11 protein-coding genes are annotated in these 19,580 nt (G+C 66.7%); 9 read left to right on the top strand and 2 right to left on the bottom strand.

Annotated features, from left to right (window positions below):
• Positions 1-3: 3 nt before the first annotated feature.
• Positions 4-789: a transcriptional repressor LexA gene (gene lexA, locus OG349_RS09155; RefSeq protein ID WP_161309411.1), complete on the bottom strand. Its 786-nt coding sequence runs from the start codon at positions 787-789 to the stop codon at positions 4-6.
• 477 nt (positions 790-1,266) lie between these two features.
• Between lexA and nrdR the strand changes: the two genes are divergently transcribed.
• The 9 genes from nrdR to OG349_RS09110 all read left to right on the top strand — a co-directional run bounded on the left by nrdR (position 1,267) and on the right by OG349_RS09110 (position 18,729).
• On the top strand, positions 1,267-1,776 hold the full coding sequence (gene nrdR / locus OG349_RS09150) for a transcriptional regulator NrdR (protein ID WP_161309412.1): 510 nt from the start codon (positions 1,267-1,269) through the stop codon (positions 1,774-1,776).
• Positions 1,777-1,955: 179 nt separating this feature from the next.
• Entirely contained in the window at positions 1,956-4,859 is a 2,904-nt protein-coding gene (locus tag OG349_RS09145) for a vitamin B12-dependent ribonucleotide reductase (protein ID WP_327234148.1), read from the top strand.
• 413 nt (positions 4,860-5,272) lie between these two features.
• Positions 5,273-8,986, top strand: a complete 3,714-nt coding sequence (locus OG349_RS09140; RefSeq protein ID WP_327234147.1) for a LamG domain-containing protein — start codon at positions 5,273-5,275, stop codon at positions 8,984-8,986.
• 178 nt (positions 8,987-9,164) lie between these two features.
• Positions 9,165-16,115, top strand: a complete 6,951-nt coding sequence (locus OG349_RS09135) for a polymorphic toxin-type HINT domain-containing protein (RefSeq protein WP_327234146.1) — start codon at positions 9,165-9,167, stop codon at positions 16,113-16,115.
• Between the two features lie 2 nt (positions 16,116-16,117).
• Complete coding sequence (locus tag OG349_RS09130; RefSeq protein ID WP_327234145.1) at positions 16,118-16,489, top strand: DUF6188 family protein; 372 nt, start codon at positions 16,118-16,120, stop codon at positions 16,487-16,489.
• A 186-nt stretch (positions 16,490-16,675) separates the two neighbouring features.
• Positions 16,676-16,858, top strand: coding sequence for a hypothetical protein (locus OG349_RS09125; protein WP_327234144.1), 183 nt, complete (start codon positions 16,676-16,678; stop codon positions 16,856-16,858).
• 244 nt (positions 16,859-17,102) lie between these two features.
• Entirely contained in the window at positions 17,103-17,507 is a 405-nt protein-coding gene (locus tag OG349_RS09120; protein WP_327234143.1) for a hypothetical protein, read from the top strand.
• A gap of 155 nt (positions 17,508-17,662) precedes the next feature.
• Complete coding sequence (locus tag OG349_RS09115; protein WP_327238500.1) at positions 17,663-17,998, top strand: hypothetical protein; 336 nt, start codon at positions 17,663-17,665, stop codon at positions 17,996-17,998.
• A 194-nt stretch (positions 17,999-18,192) separates the two neighbouring features.
• Positions 18,193-18,729 (top strand): hypothetical protein, encoded by a 537-nt coding sequence (locus OG349_RS09110; RefSeq protein ID WP_327234142.1) that lies wholly within the window; start codon positions 18,193-18,195, stop codon positions 18,727-18,729.
• A 322-nt stretch (positions 18,730-19,051) separates the two neighbouring features.
• On the opposite strand, the gene OG349_RS09105 is transcribed toward OG349_RS09110, so the two are convergent.
• Complete coding sequence (locus OG349_RS09105; protein ID WP_327234141.1) at positions 19,052-19,576, bottom strand: TerD family protein; 525 nt, start codon at positions 19,574-19,576, stop codon at positions 19,052-19,054.
• Positions 19,577-19,580 lie beyond the last annotated feature (4 nt).

The following is a 19,580-nucleotide window of genomic DNA, read 5'->3' as shown; positions in this document are numbered from 1 at the left end:
TCCTCACACCCGGCGCAGGACCGCGACCACCTTGCCGAGGATCGTCGCCTCGTCGCCGGGGATCGGCTGGTACGCCGCGTTGTGCGGGAGCAGCCACACATGCCCGTCCTCGCGCCGGAAGCGCTTGACGGTGGCCTCGCCGTCGAGCATCGCGGCCACGATGTCGCCGTTCTCCGCGACCGGCTGGCGGCGTACCGTCACCCAGTCGCCGTCACAGATCGCGGCCTCGATCATCGAGTCACCGACAACCTTCAGCACGAACAGCTCGCCGTCCCCCACCAACTGACGGGGGAGCGGGAAGACGTCCTCGACGGACTCCTCGGCGAGGATCGGTCCGCCGGCCGCGATCCGGCCGACCAGCGGGACGTACGACGCGGCGGGCTTGCCGGTCGTGTCGGTCTGCTGGGTGCTCGGCTGGTCGGAGCCCCTGACCTCGTACGCCCGCGGGCGGTGCGGATCCCTGCGGAGGAACCCTTTCCGCTCCAGTGCCATCAGCTGATGGGCCACCGACGACGTGCTGGAGAGACCGACGGCCTGGCCGATCTCCCGCATCGACGGGGGGTACCCACGCCGTTGGACCGAGTCCCTGATGACCTCGATGACCCGCCGCTGCCGGTCCGTGAGACCGGAGCTGTCCGCCCTGATTCCTGGAGGCCTGCCGGGCAGTGACCGGTTGGGCTTGGGCCCCTCCGGGTTCGTGACTGCGTCATTCATTGCATGCACCGGCTCGAGTCGGCTCTGGGAGCGGTCCTGGGCAGTGATGGTGGCACTGTCTGCGGTGGTGGTCACGTCGGCCCCTCTCGAAATGTTCTCCCTAGCTGGACAACGGTAGTTGCTTTCGAAAGGTTGCGCCAAACACACGTTCGAGTGAAAAACCGAAGAGTGTCTTACGCGTGCGACTTACCAGGTGTATGGCCGGTCCTGGCCGGGCCGGCCCGCGGGCGGTCCCCGCGCCGTATCCTCCCACCGGCCGGGCCGGAATCCGGGCCGCCGCGCCCTTCCCGTACCCTCGTGGCCGGTCCCCGCCACCCCGCCCCCGCCGGGGCGCGCCCCCGAGGGCGACCCCCGGGGCGACACGCGGAACACGCCGGGGCCTAAGATGCGGAAAACCCCAGATCTAGTGGTTGGATTGTTTCAGCCACCCAGAAGTTGTGGTCCCGGTGCTCGTGGCCGGTATCCATCGCCTATGCTGGGGGTTGCTTGGAGGGGCCCGTTCCGGGCCTCTACGGTGCTGTTCAGTCACGCTGCGAAGGAGGGATGGGAACCATGCACTGTCCCTTCTGCCGGCACCCCGACAGCCGGGTCGTCGACAGCCGCACCACCGACGACGGGACGTCGATCCGCCGCCGCCGTCAGTGCCCCGACTGCTCACGCCGTTTCACGACGGTCGAGACCGCCTCGCTGATGGTGATCAAGCGCAGCGGCGTGACCGAACCCTTCAGCCGCACCAAAGTCATCTCCGGCGTCCGCAAGGCGTGCCAGGGACGACCCGTCACCGAGGACGCCCTCGCCAAGCTCGGCCAGCGGGTCGAGGAGGCGGTGCGCGCCACCGGCAGTGCCGAGCTGACCACCCACGACGTGGGGCTGGCCATACTCGGCCCGTTGCAGGAACTCGACCTCGTCGCCTACCTGCGCTTCGCATCCGTGTACCGGGCGTTCAATTCGCTCGAAGACTTCGAGGCCGCCGTCGCGGAGCTGCGTGAGCGGCCTCTCTCGGAGGAAAGCGGGACCGGCGACACCTTCGAGGGCCCCGTTCCCGCCACCGTCACCGACTGAGCGACCGCGTCCGACCGACCGAGTCCCGGCCCGCAGGGCCTGCCCTCGACCGTCGTGCCGGCCGCTTCGTGACGACACAGGCCTGCCCCGGGCGCGACCGACCGCGCCCGAGGCATCACATACACATGTGCCACGGGAAGAACATGGCACTTCAGTGCGTTTTGTACGTAGGAGGCGGCATGACAGAGACGACGAGCGGACCCGCGCGAGGCACCCGCACCAAGGGAACGAAGGCCGGCAAGGGACTCCGTATCGACCGCATCCACACCTCCCCCGGCGTGCATCCGTACGACGAGGTCAGCTGGGAGCGCCGTGACGTCGTGATGACGAACTGGCGCGACGGCTCGGTCAACTTCGAACAGCGTGGCGTGGAGTTCCCCGACTTCTGGACGCTGAACGCGGTCAACATCGTCACCAGCAAGTACTTCCGCGGCGCCCTCGGCACCCCGCAGCGCGAGACCGGTCTCCGGCAGCTGATCGACCGGATCGTGAAGACGTACCGGAAGGCGGGCGAGGACTTCCACTACTTCGCCTCGCCCGACGACGCGGAGATCTTTGAACACGAGCTGGCGTACGCCCTCCTCCACCAGGTCTTCAGCTTCAACTCCCCGGTGTGGTTCAACGTCGGCACGCCCCAGCCGCAGCAGGTCTCGGCATGCTTCATCCTCTCCGTGGACGACTCGATGGACTCGATCCTCGACTGGTACAAGGAAGAGGGGATGATCTTCAAGGGCGGCTCGGGAGCCGGTCTGAACCTCTCCCGGATCCGCTCCTCCAAGGAACTGCTCTCCTCCGGCGGCAACGCGTCGGGTCCGGTCTCCTTCATGCGCGGCGCGGACGCCTCCGCCGGCACGATCAAGTCCGGTGGCGCCACGCGCCGGGCGGCCAAGATGGTCATCCTCGACGTCGACCACCCCGACATCGAGGACTTCATCGAGACCAAGGTCAAGGAGGAGGAGAAGATCCGCGCGCTGCGCGACGCGGGCTTCGACATGGACCTGGGCGGCGACGACATCACGTCCGTCCAGTACCAGAACGCCAACAACTCCGTCCGGGTCAACGACGACTTCATGAAGGCCGTCGAGGCCGGCGGGAAGTTCGGGCTGCGCGCCCGGATGACCGGCGAGGTCATCGAAGAGGTCGAGGCGAAGTCCCTCTTCCGCAAGATGGCCGAGGCCGCGTGGGCGTGTGCCGACCCGGGCATCCAGTACGACGACACGATCAACCGCTGGCACACCTGCCCGGAGTCCGGCCGGATCAACGGCTCGAACCCGTGCAGCGAGTACATGCACCTGGACAACACCTCGTGCAACCTGGCCTCGCTGAACCTGATGAAGTTCCTCAAGGACGACGGCAAGGGCCACCAGTCGTTCGAGTCCGAGCGCTTCGCCAAGGTCGTCGAGCTGGTCATCACCGCGATGGACATCTCCATCTGCTTCGCGGACTTCCCGACGCAGAAGATCGGCGAGAACACCCGCGCCTTCCGCCAGCTCGGCATCGGGTACGCCAACCTCGGCGCCCTGCTGATGGCGACGGGCCACGCGTACGACTCCGACGGCGGCCGCTCGCTGGCCGGCGCCATCACCTCGCTGATGACCGGCACGTCGTACCGCCGCTCCGCCGAACTGGCCGCGGTGGTCGGCCCGTACGACGGCTTCGCCCGTAACGCCGAGCCGCACAAGCGCGTCATGAAGCAGCACTCGGACGCCAACGCCACGGCCGTGCGCTTCGACGACCTGGACACCCCGGTCTGGGCCGCCGCCACGGAGGCCTGGCAGGACGTGCTGCGCCTCGGCGAGAAGAACGGCTTCCGCAACGCCCAGGCCTCGGTCATCGCGCCCACCGGCACCATCGGTCTCGCGATGTCCTGCGACACCACGGGCCTGGAGCCCGACCTGGCGCTGGTCAAGTTCAAGAAGCTCGTCGGCGGCGGCTCGATGCAGATCGTCAACGGCACGGTGCCGCAGGCGCTGCGCCGGCTCGGCTACCGGACGGAGCAGATCGAGGCGGTCGTCGCCCACATCGCCGAGAACGGCGTGGTGGTCGGGGCGCCCGGTCTCAAGACCGAGCACTACGAGGTCTTCGACTGCGCGATGGGCGAGCGTTCCATCTCCGCCATGGGCCACGTCCGGATGATGGCGGCCATCCAGCCGTGGATCTCCGGCGCGCTGTCCAAGACGGTCAACCTCCCCGAGACCGCGACCGTCGAGGACGTCGAGGAGGTCTACTTCGAGGCGTGGAAGATGGGCGTCAAGGCGCTCGCGATCTACCGCGACAACTGCAAGGTCGGCCAGCCTCTCTCCGCGAAGAAGAAGGACGAGAAGGTCGCGGAGAAGACCGAGGACACGATCCGCGCGGCGGTGGAGAAGGTCATCGAGTACCGCCCGGTCCGCAAGCGCCTGCCCAAGGGCCGCCCGGGTCTCACCACCTCCTTCACGGTGGGTGGCGCCGAGGGGTACATGACCGCCAACTCCTACCCGGACGACGGTCTGGGCGAGGTCTTCCTCAAGATGTCCAAGCAGGGCTCGACCCTCGCGGGCATGATGGACGCCTTCTCGATCGCCGTCTCGGTGGGCCTCCAGTACGGCGTCCCGCTGGAGACGTACGTCTCCAAGTTCACCAACATGCGCTTCGAGCCGGCCGGCATGACGGACGACCCGGACGTGCGGATGGCGCAGTCGATCGTCGACTACATCTTCCGCCGCCTCGCCCTCGACTTCCTGCCGTTCGAGACGCGTTCGGCGCTCGGGATCCACTCGGCGGACGAACGCCAGCGCCACCTGGACACCGGTTCGTACGTGCCGTCCATGGACGACGACCTGGACACCGAGACCCTGGTCCAGTCGGCCCCGCGCCCGACGTCCCAGTCCACCACCACGCCGAAGCCCCCGACGGCCCCCGCCCTGACGAACGGGGCCACGGTCCCGGCCCCCAAGGAGGCCCACACCTCGGCCGAACTGGTCGAAATGCAACTCGGCATCAGCGCCGACGCCCCGCTCTGCTTCTCCTGCGGCACCAAGATGCAGCGAGCGGGCTCCTGCTACATCTGCGAGGGCTGCGGCTCGACGAGCGGTTGCAGCTGAGCTTTTAGCTTTTAGAAGCACGGTCTCTCCGAGGGAGGGGCGCCGGCCACGGGCCGGCGCCCCTCCCTTTTTTTGCAAGCGGATAAGTCCTTCTCCCCTGGTGTTGTTTCGGGCCGTCCGACCCGCATTGCATGCGCATTGCCCCGCAGTTCATGAAGTGTTCTTCCTGGCGCGGAGTTCTGAGTGCTGTTTCGGATCGGATGGTGGGCTTTCGGTGGATCCGCTGCGGTGACGGTCCGTATTCGACGGCCGGTTCGAAATACGTGGAGTGACATGCAACACCGTTGACAGGTGTAATGGTTGATCACCTAGGGTCCTCAAGTCTGTGTGCTTCTTGTGATCCTGGGGTGGGGAAATTGAGTGGGGCAGCGAGCCGGCATCGTGGCGGAAGAAGCCGCGACGCCTGGCGCCGGATGACATCGGTCGCGGTGGCGTCGGCGCTTCTGGGCGGGGCGGCCGTGGTGGCGCTGCCGACCGCCGTCCCCACGGCCGCTGCGGAGCCGGTGCTGAGCGCGTCGGCGCGGGCCGCCGCCTCGGGTGAGGCGGTCGAGGAGGTGACGCAGCGCACCGCGTACTCGACGACGCAGGCGAATCCGGACGGCACGTACACGCTGACCCAGTCGACGACTCCTCAGCGCGTGAAGCGGGCTGACGGCTCGTGGGTCGGGATCGATGTGGACCTGGAGCGCCGTGCGGACGGCAGTGTGGGGCCGAAGGCCGCCGCGGTGGCTCTGTCGTTCTCCGGCGGGGGAGCGGCCGGGGACATGATCCGGCTGGGTGACGGGAAGCGCTCCTTCTCGCTGGACTGGCCGGGCCCGTTGCCCGCGCCGACGCTGGACGGTGCGACCGCCACGTACGCGGAGGTTCTGCCGGGCGTGGACCTGCGGCTGACAGCGACGTCCGAGGGCTACCGGCAGGTTCTGGCGGTCAAGTCGGCGCAGGCCGCGGCCAGTACGGAGCTGGAGCGGATCACGTTCACGGCTGCGGGCCAGGGCCTGGAGGTGGCGGCCGGCGCCGGTGGGGGTCTGCGGGCGGTGGACGAGGACGGCAACGTTGTCTTCAACGGTCCGGCCGGCCAGATGTGGGACTCCGCCGGGGACGAGAGTGCCCCGGCGGCGAGTTCCCTGACGGCGGCCGGCGGGCCCGCGACCGACGGTGTGGACGATCCCTCCCTGCCGGGCGCGGGGGACGCGACGGCCGAGCTTCCCGTGACGGTGGGCGCCGGTACGGTGCAGGTAAGGCCCGACCTTGATCTGCTGCGGGGCAGTGAGACGGTCTACCCGGTCTACATCGATCCCCCGGTCGGACTGGGCGGCGCCGTGGAGCGCACCAAGATCTCGTCCGACGGCGACAAGTTCTGGCAGTTCGACGGGGACAAGGGCGTCGGCAGGTGTGGAAGCGCGGACGGCTACTACTGCGGTGACAATTACATCGACCGCATGCTCTTCGAGTTCGCCCCGACGAATCTGAACGGCAAATACGTCCTGGACGCGACGTTCCGCGCGCATGAGACCTGGTCGTTCAACTGCGATGCGAAGTGGCTCAACCTGGCCCGTACCAACAATATTTCCGAGGGCACGAGGTGGCCGGGTCCTTCGGTCATCGATCACATGGGTGACAGGCTGGTGTCGGCCGGCCGGGGTGACAATTGCAGCCCGTCCCAGCCGGACAAGTGGGTCGAGTTCCATGACGATCCGGCCCAGTCGAACGAGAATCTGACTCCCACCGTGCGGGCGTTCGCCGACGGAAAGTTCTCCCGGCTGACGCTGATGCTGTGGGCCAAGGACGAGGACGACCCGAGAGCCTGGAAGCGTTTCGACAGGAACGCCGAACTTCAAGTCACCTACGTGCTCCGGCCGGGCGTCCCCCAGGACGTCGGCGTGATCCCGGGACTCGGGAACGTGGGGCACTGCTCGCCCAATCCTGACGACCCGCTGACGGTGACGAGCCTGGCGCCGACGGTGCAGGCGAGGGTGGTGACGAAGGTCAAGCCGAAGAACGACGACGAGAAGGGCTCGCTCCAGGCCGGGTTCCGCGTCGCGCGCAAGCTGGCCGACGGAACCTGGGAGGAGATCTGGAGCGCGACGTCGAGCGGGTCCGATCCCCACGGCACGCTGGAGAAGACGACCACGACACAGCGCACGGACGGCACCGTGTACCGCTACCGGGCCCGTACGCAGTCCCGTTGGTCGTCCGGCGGCCAGAGCGGTGAATTGATCTCCGCTTTCTCTCCGTGGTGCTATTTCAAGATTGACGCCACGGCGCCGAAAGCTCCCACCATCACGGCCGGCGGCCCTTACACCAAGTGCACCGCCAACGCGTGCGAGGCCAAGGGCGGTCCTGGCGTCGCGGGAAGTTTCACCTTCACACCCAACGCGGCCGATACGGACATCATCGGCTACCGGTGGCGGCTGAAGAGCGGGTCGGCGTCCGAGACGAAGCGGGTCGGCGGCGCGACGTACACCGAGAGGCTGGTGATTCCGAAGCTGGCCGGCACACAGGTACTGACGGTGGAGGCCATCGACGTCCGTGAACGGAAGGGTCCTCCGGAGGACTTCACCTTCAACGTGGCGGCGGCGGAGGGCGAGGTGGGCAGGTGGCACTTCGATGACGGGGCGGCCGGTTCCGGGGTGACGGTGGCCAAGGACACCGCGACGGTGGGTCCCCGTCACGACGCGACGTTGCGTACGGCGGGGGCGGGCTGGTCGACGATGGCCCGGCGCGGGGAGGCGGACCAGTCGCTGTGGCTGGACAGCGCCGACCCCGCCAACCAGCAGGCGTACGCCTCCACCAGCGTGGCGGCGGTCAACACCCTGGACTCGCTGACCTTCTCGACGTGGGCGTATCTGACGGACGCGTCGTCCAGTCACATGGTGATGACGACCCCGGGTTCCCAGGCGCAGGCTTTCGCCCTGTACTACTCGTCCTCCACGAAGGGCTGGGTGTTCAGCCACACGGCCGCCGACTCCGCGACGCCGGTGATCCTGACGTCGAAGGCGGACACCGCCAACCCGCCGCTCGGGGTCTGGACCCACCTGGCGGGCGTGTTCCGGACCGAAGGGGACGACGGAGTACCCGATCTCGATCCGGCGAACGACACGATTCAGCTGTACGTCAACGGCCGGGCCCAGGGCGCTCCGGTGAAGCTGGCCGCGGCGGCCACGGCTCAGGGCGCTGTCTACAAGCCGTGGACGGCCCTCGGTGGCCTCCAGTTCGGACGTTCCGTCATCCGTGGCGAGAGCGGGCTGTACTTCCGGGGCCGTATCGACGAGGCCGCGGTGTGGCAGCGGGCCCTCAACGCGGAACAGGTCCTCCAGGAAGCCAGGCTTGTGGAGGACGACAAGCCCGCCAACGAACTGGTGGCGGACTGGGACGCGACGACCGCCACGGGGACGACGATCGGCGAGATGTCTCCGTACCCGCACGCGGCCATGCAACTGTCGGCGACGGGCGCGGTTCTCGACGGCGACGACCACGCGCTGATCCTGGACGGTGTCTCCGGCCACGCCTCCATGCAGGGGCCGGTGGTGGACGAGACCGGTTCCTTCACCGTCTCGGCGCATGTGCAGTTGGCCGAGCAGAAACTGGCGGCCAAACCGGTCGGATACAAGGCGCAGGTCGCGGGGCAGCGCACGGGTGCCCAGTCGGCGCAGTCGTCGTGGGCGCTGTGGGTCATCAAGCCGGCGGACGACACGTATCAGTGGCAGTTCACCCGCACCGCAGTCGACGCCACGGGCAAGGTGACGAAGGACACGGCTCTGACGCCCGCCCAGGATCTGGCCGAGGTGAACACGTGGGTGGATGTGACCGGGGTCTTCGACGCCCAGGAGACCTTCGAGACAGCGGATCCGGGGGATCCGTCCGAGACGGTGGAGCGGTCGGGAACGCTGAGCCTCTACGTGGGTGCGTCCTCGATCGACAGTATCGGCGTCCCTGGATTCGACGGCGTGCAGCAGGGCGCGGGTGAGTTGTCCGCAGGACGGGGCGCGCAGGGCGGCACCACCGGCTACTACCTTCCCGGCAGCCTCGAACGGCTACGGATCTGGACGGGCGCCATGACCCGTGAGCAGGTCACCGACCAGGTCTTGCCCACCGCAGGCGACGACGGCGCGACTCCCGCTTTCTGAGCAGGCGGGAGGGTGGTGGCCGCACGCCACCACCCTCCCGCGGCCCAGGCGACCCTGAGGTTTTTTACCTCCCAAGCTTCCCCTCCTCCATCCCTAGTCCGAATTTCTTGGCTCCCTGTCCGACGCGGGAGCGGTGAACGCACGCCCTCGACCGGGGTGTGCCAAAGGAGAGCTGTCCATGAAATCGTTCCGATGGGCCACGGTCCTGTACGGCCGCAGCCGACGCGGCAGACACCAAGGGTCCCGACGTGTAGCCACTCTCACCGGGTTCGCACTGCTTCCCGGTCTGATCACCCCCGTCGTCTTCGCGGACGAAGCCCGTCCGCTGGGCCTCACGAAGCCCCCCGCTCCTCGGTCGGCGGAGGTGACCGCGGTCAGGGCGCAGCCGAACAAAGAAGCAGCCGCCGCGCGTCAGAAGGCGCAACAGGCCGACCGGGCCGCCGTCGCACGGGCGAAGCAGGACGAAGCCAGGACGGTGACCTGGCCGGCGGGCGGTACCGCCGTGCTGACACTCCCCAAAACCGGGGGCCCGTCGGCCGTGGCCGATCCGGGCTCGCTGCCTCTCACTCTGACGCCGCCCGCCGCACCCGAGGGCGCCGCTCAGTCGGCCGACTCGGCCGGTGCCGTGACGGTGGACGTGTTGGACCAGAAGGCGGCCCAGCGTCTGGGAGTCAAGGGCGTCGTCCTCAAGGTCACCGGCCCGAAGAACGGGGGCAGTGCCCGCCTGGGCGTCGACTACTCGGCTTTCGCCTCTGCCTACGGTGGTGACTGGGCCGGGCGCCTCCAGATGCTCCGCCTGCCGGACTGCGCGGTGGACGACCCCGCGAGGGCGGTCTGCCGTACACGTACACCGCTGGAGTCCGACAACGACCGGCCCGGGCGGACCCTGCGTACCGAGCTTGCTTTCACCCCCACGGCGGCAAAGCTCCGGAGTGCCGACGCGGCGCCGACCACGATGGTCCTGGCGCTGGCAGCCGGGACCAAGTCAGGGGCGGGAGACTTCAGGGCCACACCCTTGTCCGCCTCGTCCACGTGGGAAGCGGGCGGCTCGTCGGGCAGCTTCACCTGGTCCTACCCGTTGCGTACCCCGCCTGCGGCAGCCGGTCCGGCTCCCGGTCTGTCGATCTCCTACGACTCGGGCAGTGTGGACGGCAAGACAGCCTCGACGAACAACCAGGGCACAGCGGTCGGTGAAGGTTTCGACCTCACCTCGTCCTACGTCGAGCGCAAGTACGGCTCCTGTGACGACGACGGCCAGGCGGACAAGTTCGACCTGTGCTGGAAGTACGACAACGCCTCCCTCGTGCTCAACGGCAAGGCCAGCGAGCTCGTCAAGGACGACACAACAGGAGTCTGGCGGCTGAAGAGCGATGATGCCTCCACCGTGACCCACTCCACCGGTGCCGAGAACGGTGACGACAACGGCGAGTACTGGACCGTCACCACCGGGGAGGGCACCAAGTACGTCTTCGGCCTGAACAAGCTCGACGGCGCCGGAGCCGACGACCGTACCCAGTCCGTCTGGACCGTCCCGGTCTTCGGCGACGACGAGGGCGAACCCGGCTACTCCGCCGGCACCAGCCTGTCCGGACGGGACAAGACCCAGGCCTGGCGATGGAACCTCGACTACGTCGAAGACCTCCACCAGAACGCCATGTCCTACTGGTACGCCGCCGAGACCAACAACTACGACACCCTCGGCGACGACAGCACCGGCACCCCGTACACCCGCGGCGGCTACCTGAAGGAAATCCGCTACGGTCAGCGCGCCGGTGCCCTGTTCAGCGGCAGTCCGGCCGCCTCGGACAAGGTCAACTTCACCTACTCGGAGCGCTGCGTCGCCACCGGCACCGGCTGCGACGAACTGACCGAGGACACCCGCGACAACTGGCCGGACGTCCCCTTCGACGCCGTCTGCAAGAGCGACACCAAGTGCACCGGCAACGTCGGCCCCACCTTCTTCACCCGCAAGCGCCTGGTCGCCGTCACCACTTCCGTCTGGGACGCGGCGGCCACCACGCCCGGCTTCACACCGGTCGACGCGTGGTCGCTCAAGCAGACCTACCTCGACCCAGGGGACACGGGCGACTCGACCGACCAGTCCTTGTGGCTGGACGAGATCCAGCACACCGGCAAACGCGGCGCCGACCTGTCACTCCCGCCGGTCACCTTCGATCACGAGATGCGTGCCAACCGCGTCGACAGCGGCAGCGACGACGTCCTCCCGCTCAACAGGCCACGCTTGAAGCAAATCATCTCCGAGGCCGGCGCGCAGACGATCGTCACCTACGCCGACGAGGACTGTGTCGCCGGGCAGACGATGCCGAGGGTCGACGAGAACACCCGGAACTGCTACCCCGTCTACTGGTCTCCCAACGCTGGTGGCGACCCGCAACTGGACTGGTTCCAGAAGTACCCGGTCACCTCCGTGTCCACCACCGACCCACGCGGCGGCTCACAGGCGGTGCTCCACACCTACCAGTACGCGGGGGGAGGCGCCTGGCACTACAACGACGACCCGCTGACCAAGGAGAAGGAACGCACCTGGTCGATCTGGCGCGGCTTCGCCAAGGTCACCCACCTGACCGGCCGGGCCGACAGGACTCAGTCGAAGACAGTGAGTGTCTACCTGCGGGGCATGGACGGCGACCGGGTCCTGGGCACCGACGGTAAGACCCCGGACCCCGACAAGCGCCGTACGGCGAAAGTGACCGGCGTCAAGGCCGGCGAGATCACCGACGCCGACCCGTACGCGGGCTTCACCCGGGAAACCGTCACCTACAACGGAGCCCAGGAAGTCGGCGGGCAGATCAACGACCCCTGGTCGAAGAGGACCGCCACCCAGCACAAGTCCTACGCGGACACCGAGGCGTACTTCGTCCGCAGCGCGGCCACCCACGCCCGTACCAACATCACCACCTCGGGTACGGCCAAGGACCGCGTTCGCACCACCAGCTCGGTCTTCGACGGCTACGGCATGCCCGTGACGACGGAGGACAAGGGTGACGACGCCATTTCCGGCGACGAGAGCTGCACCCGTACGACCTATGCCCGCAGTGCCGACCTGGGTATCACCAGTCTTGTCTCCCGTAAGCAGGTCGTCGCCCGGTTGTGTTCGGTCGCCGTCGCGGACCTGGACCTGCCCGCCGACGCGTCCCGTCCCGGTGACGTCATCACCGACACCGCCACGTCGTACGACACCACGGTCTACACACCCATTCAGGAACCGACCAAGGGCGAGGCCCGCTGGACGGGCAGGGCTTCGGGCTACGCGGCAGACGGCACGCCGAGCTGGCAACGTGTCGCGGCCACCGACTTCGACACGCTTGGCCGGTCTCTGACGATCAGGGACGCCAACAACATGCTTGTCGGCAGCACCACTTATCTGCCGACCGCGGCCGGACCCCTGACCAAGAAAACGGTCGCCAACGCGTTGACCCAAACCACCACCACCCTGGTGGACCCGGGGACCGGCGCGACCACACGTGTCACCGACCCCAACAACAAGGTCACCGACAACGAATACGACAGCCTCGGCCGGATCACCAAGATTTGGCTCCCCACCATGCCCAAGGCGCTCCCCGCCAACTCGCCGACCTATGTCTACAACTACGGCGTCCCCACCAACGCCACGGATCTGCCATGGATCTCCACAGGCGTGATGCGCGGCAGCAGTCCGGGCATCTACAACACCACGTACGAGCTCTACGACTCGCTCCTGCGACCCCGCCAGGTCCAGTCGCCGTCCTCGGTGGGCGGCCGGATGATCGCCCTGACCGTCTACGACGACCGTGGCCTCGCGGTCTCCTCCCAATCCGACATCTGGGACGAGAAGGCCGGCCCTTCGAGCGCCATGGTCCAGATCGACGCCGCCCAGGCACCGGCCCAGACCGACACGACCTATGACGGCGCGGGCCGCGCCGTCCGCACGGCGTCGAAGAACTTCGGCGTGACGCGATGGACGACCGACAGCGCCTACACCGGTGACACCGTCACCACGACCGCGCCGGCCGGCGGACAGGCCACGGCAGTGATCAGCGACGCCCTCGGCCGCACCACCGAGAACCGCCAGTACGCCGGCACCCAGCCCACCGGCAGCACCTTCACCGCCACCCGCTTCACCTACACCCCGGCCGGGCAGCAGGAAAGCGTCACCGGCCCGGGCAACGCGACCTGGTCCTACGGATACGACCTCTTCGGCCGCCAGACCAGCAGTACGGACCCGGACAAGGGCAGGAGCACCACGGGGTACAACGCACTCGACCAGGTCATCACCACCAAGGACGTCGGCCGGAACAAGACCCTTGTCTCCGATTACGACATCCTCGGACGGCGGACCGGTCTGTGGGACGGCACCATGACCGATGCCACCAAACTCGCCGCCTGGAACTTCGACACCCTGGCCAAGGGCCAGCTGGACTCGTCGGTCCGTTACGAGAACGGCGTCGGCACCGCCACCAGCAAGGCATACACCCAGAAGGTCACCAAGTACGACGCCGCCTACCGGGCGCAGGAAACCGAGCTCACACTTCCCGCCACCGACCCGCTCGTCGCTGCCGGGGTTCCGCAGACCCTGAAGTTCGCCAGCTACTACAACACCATCGACGGCACCTTGAAGGGTGAGGACTACCCGGCCGTCGCCGGGCTGCCGAGCGAGGCCACCACCAACAAGTACAACGCCGTCGGACAGGTGCTGACCTCGGGAGGGAAGAACAGCTACCTGCTCGGTGCCACGTACGAACCCGTCGGAGATCTCGGACAACTCGTCGTCGGCTCGGAAAGCGCGGGAAAGAGAGCATCCCTCACCAACTACTACGAGCCGGGCACCCACCGTCTCACGCGCTTCGCCGTGACCGACACCGTCCACAGCTACATGCCGCTGGAACTCCAGTTCAAGCAGGACGACGCCGGCAACGTCATGTCCATCTTCGACGCCACTACGCAGGGCGGCACCACCAAAGCCGACTACCAGTGCTTCACGTACGACGGCTACCGCCGCGTGACCGAAGCCTGGACCCCCAAGACAGCGGACTGCGCCGCCTCCGGCCGCACGACAGCCAACCTGGACGGCGCCGCCCCGTACTGGACGAGCTACACGTACAACGACGCGGGCCAGCGCCTCTCCGAAACCCAGCACGCCGCAGCGGGCAACAGCACCACCAACTACAACTACGGCACACCCGGCTCAACCGACCAGCCCCACCGGCTCACCAGCACCACCGGAACCAAGGCCGGCGCCTACGAGTACGACACGGCGGGCAACACCACCAGCCGCCCAGGGGTCCAGGCCAAGCAGACCCTGACCTGGAACAGCGAAGGCAGACTCGTCTCCGCCACGGAACCCGCGACCAGCACCAAGGCCGCCACCGGGACCAGTTACCTGTACGACGCGGGCGGCGAACTCCTCATCAGACGCAACACCGCCGGTGACGGCGACACCGTTCTCTATCTCGGCGGCACCGAGGTCCGACTCACCACAAAAGGCACCACCAAAACCCTGAGCGGCACCCGCTACTACCAGGCCGCAGGCCAGACCATTGCCGTCCGCACAGCCACCGCGGGCGTCACCGGCAGCAAACTCAGCTACCTCACCGGCGACCACCACGGCACCTCCACCCTCGCTCTCGACTCCGCCACCCTCGCCGTCACCAAGCGCTACATGACCCCCTTCGGCGCCTCTCGCGGCAACACCCCCACCGCGTGGCCCGACGACAAGGGATTCCTCGGCAAGCCGGCCGACACCACCACGAGCCTCACCCACATCGGCGCCCGTGAATACGACCCCGGCATCGGCCAATTCATCAGCATCGACCCCATCCTTGACGTCGCTCAGCCGCAATCCCTCAACGGCTACGCCTACGCCAATCAGAACCCGGTCACCCAGAGCGATCCCACCGGAATGTGGGTCGACAACGGGACGGGTCACTCCGAGCCCCGCGACGACGGTCACGGAGATCACAACTCCTACGATCCCAGCACCGGAACACACGGTGCGGACAAATGGACCGTTCCCAGCAAGGGTTTCGTCGCTGCGAACGCCATCGAAGAGGCCAAGGAGATGGCCCGCCGACAGGGCCCCCAGACCGACGACGAGCAAACACTACGGACCTGGTACGGCGCCTACTTCGGAATCACCGGCGACGACTACTGGAGTTCACCGGTCGGCGACAACGGCAAGACGGTCAACGCATGTTTCGGCCGGGACGCCTGCACCGCAGCGTACCGCTATCTTGTGGAGGGTGGCGACGTTGCGGGGGCCAAGGAAATAGCGGCAACCTACTGCATCGACAACGCCAAGAAGTGCCATGTCCGCGCCGGCGGTTACGCCAGTATGCAAAGCCTGCTGGCATCTCTGCCGTTCGTGATCGCAGGCGTGAGAATGCCGGGAAGAATGTCGGCCTGCAAATGCTTCTTGGCCGGGACCGATGTACTACTCGCTGACGGAACGACCAAGAACATCGAAGACGTAAAAATCGGCGACGAGTTGCTGGCGACGGATCCGGAAACAGGGAAGACTGGTAAGCGAGCCGTCACCGCCCTCATCGTCACCGAGGACGACAAAAAATTCAACGAACTCACCATCACGGCCGGCGGCACCCCGGAAAAACTGACGGCGACCCACGAGCACCCGTTCTGGTCACCGTCCTCCCGCCAATGGGTCACAGCCGGCGACCTGCAACCCGGAATGACCCTCCTCACGGACTCCGGCACCACGGTCTCCGTACAGGCCAACCGAGCCTTCAGCAAGCACGCACGGACCTACAACCTCACCGTCGATGACCTGCACACGTACTATGTACTCGCTGGTCAGACGCCGGTCCTCGTTCATAATTCGACACGGTGCCCTACCGCCATCAATCTTGGCCCGCGTCCCGCTGGCGTCGGAAACGATTGGGTGGGGCGGAGTGCTGACAACGGAAAGGGAATCGTGTGGCAGAAGCCTGGGTCGACCGGAAATGGTGACATGGTTCGCGTGATGGATCCGACCGGCAGGTATCCGGATGGCTATGTGCGCTTCCACAACAAGAGTGGCCAGCCGATTGGACTCGACGGGAAACCCGGCTCAAAGGCGGATACGCATATCCCGATGAATCCTGATGGCACTTATCCACTTCCGGTGGGGTGGTAGGCATGAACCTGAACCTTCGAGGTCAAGCAGTTACCCGCGTCTGCTTCGACGCGGCTCTCACGGTCCTGACCAGCGGGGACTGCGAACTGCGCGTCGAGACCGAGGCAATTCTTCAAGTCTCGGCCGAGGACCATGTGTCTTTCGATCCAGAAACCCCGGAAGCTGCGACATCTCATCTCGTCAGACTGATCCGTGACGTGATTGCTGAGGCTGAAGCAGGAAGAGCCGGTGAGCTCGTGATCGAATTCGAAAGTGGCACGAAACTGACTGTCCTGCCGGACGAGGAGTATGAGGCTTGGGGGATTGTCGGGCCTAATGGGATGCGAGTGACCTGCATGCCCGGAGGGGAGATTGCGATGTGGAGTGGTGAGTGATATCCGGCCGTAACAGGAAAACCTGATCTCGCATCGCTCCCGCATGCAGGAGCAAACTCGTGGCCCCGTCGGGAGTGTTCCGACGGGGCCACAGAGGTGTCTGACGGCAGTAATTGACGGCAACGTCAGCGGACGGGTGCTGCGGACAGCGGAGGGTCGTCGCCGCCGTCGGGCTGATTGTGGGACGTGGTTCGGGAGGAGCATCAGCGACTCTTCAGCGAGCGCCGGAAGGTCAAGCGGGAGAAGAGCCGACGCGGCCTGTTTCTGCCACCCCTCCATGACGACGACGCCGGGCCGGACATGTCGCCGAGCGAGAAGCTGAAGACCGCGCTGGCCGAATCGAAGAAGCGCCGGCAGCAGCGAGCCTGACCATCGGCCGGGCAACTCCACCAGTGGGTGAGCTGTTCAGACGCGCCAGGGCCGGCTGGACGAAGCCGAACAGCTCGCCTCCCAGACCGCCGACCTGATCGAGCCGAGACTGTCCCGCGCGACGCCGGACGAATGCGCGGCATGGGGGTGGCTGGCACTTCGCGCCGCGGCTGCCGCAGGGCGCAACAACCGGCCCCAGGAAGCCCGCCACTACCACCGTGTCGCGAACACGGCGGCATCCGCGGTGGGACGGGAGTACACCGGCTCGTTCTTCCGGCACTGGACGACCTTCGGGCCCCTCACCGTCGGCATGAAGGGCGTGGAAGACGACATGGTTGTGGGAGACGCCCGTGCCGTCGTTCGTAAATCCAGTGAGGACGCCATGTCACCCAAGGCGTGGAAGAGCGCAGGGCGGCCGAGCGGCGAAAACTGGAACCGCCACCGCCTGGACGTGGCTCGCGCCCACGCTCGGACCAACGACCTGTCCGCGGCGATGGATGAGCTGACTGTAGTCCGTCGTGTATCCCCGGAGTGGCTGAGGCATCAGCGGATGGCCGCCGAGACCATGCAGGAGATCCTGAAGAAGCGCAAGCGCACCCTCACCGCAGAGATGCGCGACATGGCCTCCTACCTGGCCGTAGTCGGATAGGTGCCACGCAACGCGATACTTCCGGCACCCTCCGTCGCTAACTGGCATGCCTCATCGATGGAGTGACGGACAGTCGGCCCCTACGGTCGCCGTATTCCATTCGGCGACCCAGGTGGGGGTGCACGGTGAGCACATCCAGGACCGACGCGGACCGCATGCGCCGCAGAGATCTCCACGACGCGGCAGCAGGCGTGACCGGCCCTCGCTTACTGCCATGGACCACTCAGGACGGAAACCCCTGCTACCTCAGCACCGACGGCAGGGGCTACCTCTCCTCACTCGCCGACAGCATCGAAGAAGTACAACTCGACATGGGCGAGGAACTCCTGGGGTACGCCCGTCAGGTCGTTGCCCCCGGAGCCAAGGAACTGTCGGCCGTCGAGTACCGGTGGCTCGCCTGCCGGCTGACCGAAGCCCTGGCCGACGCACTCCGGGTCGCCGAGTCACGCGGCGACCGCATCCCCCACCCGCCCGAGAACCCTGGCTCCTGACGGCAGTAGCGACGGCAACAACCACAGATTCCGGCGAACAACCACGGACAACGGTGGACGCCAAAACCCCTCCCCACCTGCATAAAAGCAGCTAGAGGAGGCGTGGCCAGCACACGTACTATGTGCTGGCAGGTGCCACACCGGTACTCGTCCACAATTCAGGTCCTTGCCAATACCCGTGGTCGAGTGGTCGAGTGTCGTCCAGCGTTCGGGCAATTGACGAGGGTCGCACCAGCATCACAGTTGGCTCGCGCTCCGAGGCGGAGGAAATTCTCCTGGGGAAGTTCCAGGGGGATGGGTACCGTAACGCGGCCGGATTTGATGGCAAGGGGACACGACAGTACTTCGGTTCCAAGAGTGGAACGTATCACTGGGATGATCAGCTCGGCGCAGACGGTCGCGTGCTAGGGCATGGCGCCGGTAACAGGGACGGCGACCTTCCTCATCTCCAGATTCACACATTCGTGGTGTCGGCGCGTCGCCAACCCAGTACCCAGAACTCCTACGCCTGGGTATGGGCCTTCCCCCTGAGGGACGGAAGGTTCAGGGTTTCTACCGTTGAAATCCCCAAGCCCTTCGTGGATGAAGATGCTTGCTTTGGGGAAGAGGATATTGAGCGCGTCCATGTCGCTACCGTCGAGACTGTCGAGGAAATCGACACGGTAGTGCGGGAACTCGGCGTCGATCCAGAAACTCTAGATGCTCCCTGGAAGAACGACTTCCCGCTGTAAATGAAATAAGATCTCGAATGAAAGGTGGTCGGCTTACTTTGGCGAGGTAACACCTGCGACGTATACCAAGTGTCGGATCATCTTTCGAGAGGGAATGGATAACGAGCGCGGAGGGCCCGCAGGAATTCTCCTGCGGGCCCTCCGCGCTCGTTTGACGGAAACGGTGACGGCAACGTCAGCGGACCGGGGTTGCGCAGAGGGGTGAGTCCTCGTCGGCATCGGGCTGGGCGGCTCTCGGCGGGGCCGCGGAGGGCGTGGCCGAGGAGTTCTTTGGTCGCGACGAGTTCGCCGCCCTGCTCCAGCAGTAGGGCAGTGGGGTGGGTCAGCGGGTGCCCATGAGGGTGGCGAAGTGTTCTGGGTCTGCGTCGAAGCCTTTTAGGGTCGGGTGGAATTCCCAGGCGCCTGAGGGGGTGCGGAGGAATTCTGCGACTGTGGCTGCTGTGGAGTCCGCGACCTCTGTGAAGGTGTGTTCCAGGAGTTCCGTGTAGCCCTCGGCGAAGCGGATTTCGGGGGCTGCTATGTCGGCGAAGGTGCGGCGCCTGCTGTGTTGTTGGATGGCTACGCCCACTACGACCCTGCCGAAGGACGCGTTCAGACGGTCCAGTTCCAGGGTCATCTCCTCGTCGGTGCCGAAGCCCTGGCCTGTGCGGCTGTCCCGGTTCAGGGTGATCGTGCCGTCGGGGGAGCGGCTGCCGAAGTGGACCAGGTAGACCGGCTTGCCCGTCGGGTCGGCTGCCGTGTAAGTCGCCGCGACGATGTCCAGGTCGTGGTCCGGCTCGCCGAGGCGGCTCGGGTTCCACTTGAGGGTCACCTCGACCTTCGACACCCCTTTGTTGAAACCGCTCACCTGT

This window comes from Streptomyces sp. NBC_01317 (genome assembly GCF_035961655.1).
In the GTDB taxonomy this organism is placed as follows: Bacteria; Actinomycetota; Actinomycetes; order Streptomycetales; family Streptomycetaceae; genus Streptomyces.
The sequence above is the reverse complement of the archived record's forward strand: the minus strand, read 5'-3'. Positions and strand labels throughout refer to the sequence as shown.